Source organism: Candidatus Pelagibacter communis, assembly GCF_001180105.1.
GTDB lineage: Bacteria > Pseudomonadota > Alphaproteobacteria > Pelagibacterales > Pelagibacteraceae > Pelagibacter > Pelagibacter ubique_K.
Window position 1 is genome coordinate 1 of record NZ_CVSO01000019.1, and the last position, 2,345, is coordinate 2,345.

At 29.2% G+C, this 2,345-nt stretch carries 3 protein-coding genes and 1 pseudogene; 1 reads left to right on the forward strand and 3 read right to left on the reverse strand.

What is annotated here, in order from left to right:
• Both AMN84_RS01620 and AMN84_RS01625 read right to left on the reverse strand, forming a co-directional pair.
• A partial coding sequence (locus AMN84_RS01620; protein ID WP_179850683.1) for an Hsp70 family protein occupies positions 1–590 on the reverse strand: 590 nt, incomplete at its 3' end.
• Between the two features lie 59 nt (positions 591–649).
• A complete protein-coding gene (locus AMN84_RS01625; protein WP_075482819.1) occupies positions 650–1,225 on the reverse strand; it encodes a nucleotide exchange factor GrpE in 576 nt (191 codons plus the stop codon).
• A 36-nt stretch (positions 1,226–1,261) separates the two neighbouring features.
• Between AMN84_RS01625 and rdgB the strand changes: the two genes are divergently transcribed.
• On the forward strand, positions 1,262–1,864 hold the full coding sequence (gene rdgB, locus AMN84_RS01630) for an RdgB/HAM1 family non-canonical purine NTP pyrophosphatase (protein ID WP_075482821.1): 603 nt from the start codon (positions 1,262–1,264) through the stop codon (positions 1,862–1,864).
• Here the strand turns inward: rdgB and AMN84_RS05025 are convergent.
• A pseudogene (locus AMN84_RS05025) lies at positions 1,848–2,345 on the reverse strand (ABC transporter substrate-binding protein); the annotation flags it as partial. The gene rdgB and the pseudogene AMN84_RS05025 overlap by 17 nt on opposite strands.

The following is a 2,345-nucleotide window of genomic DNA, read 5'->3' on the forward strand; positions in this document are numbered from 1 at the left end:
CCACCACCAAGATCGTAAACAGCGATTTTTTTGTTTGCTTTTTTATCTAATCCATATGCCAATGATGCAGCAGTTGGTTCATTAATAATTCTTAGAACTTCTAAACCTGCAATTTTACCTGCATCTTTAGTAGCCTGTCTTTGAGCATCATTAAAATATGCTGGAACAGTAATTACTGCTTTAGTCACTTCTTGACCCAAGTATTTTTCTGCAGTCTCTTTCATCTTTTGTAAAACAAAAGCTGATATTTGAGATGGAGAATATTTTTTTCCTTTAGCTTCTATCCAAGCGTCACCTTTTTCTGAGTTAATTATCTTAAAAGGAGATGTTTCAATATCTTTCTTGACTGATGGGTCAGAAAAATTTCTTCCTATTAGTCTTTTAACAGCGAATATTGTGTTTTCAGGATTTGTGACAGCTTGTCTTTTTGCTGGTTGACCAATAAGTTTCTCATCATTATCAGTGAAAGCCACTACTGAAGGTGTAGTTCTTGCACCTTCTGCATTTTCTAAAACCTTAGCCTGCTTACCCTCCATAATGGAGACGCATGAATTTGTAGTTCCTAAATCTATTCCTATTACTTTGCTCATAATTTTTTATATTTGAAACTCATATATGTGCTTTTTCACAATCTACAAGTTCCTATATCCTATTTTTTTTGCTCTTTTTCCTCCGTTTTCTGTGGTTTTTTTGATACCCCAACTAATGATGGTCTTAAAAGTCTATCTTTTAACATAAATCCTTTTTGTATTTCCTGCACAATTGTTCCAGGGTCTTTACTGTCGTCTTCAATCTCCATCATTGCTTGATGCTTATTTGGGTCAAGCTTCTCATTTATAGAAACTATAGGCACAATATTATTCTTTTTAAAAATTGTTAGTGTGTCATTTAAAATAATTTCTATGTGGTCCATAATTTTCTTCTTTGAATTTTCATCTAAGTTTTGATCATTATTTATCGATTGTTTTGACCTTTCAAGATTGTCTAAAAGGTTTAACGCATCCCTCGCAAAAACCATGCCACCATAATCAAATGCTTCATCTTTTTCTTTTTCAAATCTTTTACGTTGATTCTCTAATTCAGCAAATGATCTTGTTAGCTTATCTTCTAATTCAGCTATTTTTTCATCAGGGCTTATTTTTTTTTCTTCAGCCTTATTATCTCGAGACTTATCTTTATTTAAATCTTCTTTAATTTCCTCTGTAGTGTTTTTTTCTTCAGGCATCAAATGTTATATGGTAAGAAATTTGGTATTTACTAGATGAAAAATAAAAAAATTTCTAAAATATTAATAGGTACTAATAATCCAGGAAAACTGAGAGAAATTGCTAATTTATTACCTAAAAAGGTAAAAGTTTTCTCAACTAAAGATTTTAATCTCAAAAGCCCAAATGAAACTGGCAAAACTTTCAAATCTAACGCGCTAATTAAAGCAAAATATTTTTCAAAAAAAACAAATCTAATATGTTTATCAGACGACTCAGGTTTAGAGATTGATGTTCTCAAAAAAAAACCAGGAATTTATTCAGCTCGATGGGGAGGTAAAAAAAGTGACTTCAATAAAGCAATGCAGAGGGTCTACAAAGAATTGGATAAAAAGGATAAAGAATGGAAAAAAAAAAAGGTATCAGCAAGATTTATTTGTGCTTTAGTTATCTATTGGCCAAATAGAAAAAAAATTTATTCTTTAGGTAAAGTAAGTGGAAAAATATCTAAAACCAAAAAAGGAAAAAATGGATTTGGATATGATCCAATTTTTATTCCAAATGGTCATAAAAGAACTTTTGCTGAGATGAGAAAAAGTTACAAATATAAAATTGACCATAGAGCAAAAGCCTTTAAAAAAATTAAAAGATTTTTTTAAATTTATTGTTTTCTACTTTATAAAAATTTAAAACGTGTTTTATACGTTTATCCCCTATTTCAAACAAACCAATCTTGCCCTTGAAGGTATTTTTCTGATCAAATATTTTATTATTTAATTGGAAGTTATTTACTTTAGAAAGATAAAATATTAATCCAACCATATCAAAACCCAATAAAGAGATTTGATTTGGTTCAGATGAATATTTCTTAAAATATTCCTGTTTGAATTCATCAAAATTTTTTTTATTTACTGAAGGAAAATAAAGATTCTGGGAACTATCTTCGTTAAGTAAAGACTCATCAAACCATTGGTTTAATGTAATGAAATGTATTTTTTTTGGTGTAACATCTGTATAAATTAAAGATGTCGTTATACTTTTAAGTGTTTCATCGAAGGCAGAAATTATCACGGAGTCGAAATTTACTTTTCCAAGAGTGTCCTTTTTTTCCAAATTTTCTATTATTTTTTCTTTATTAAA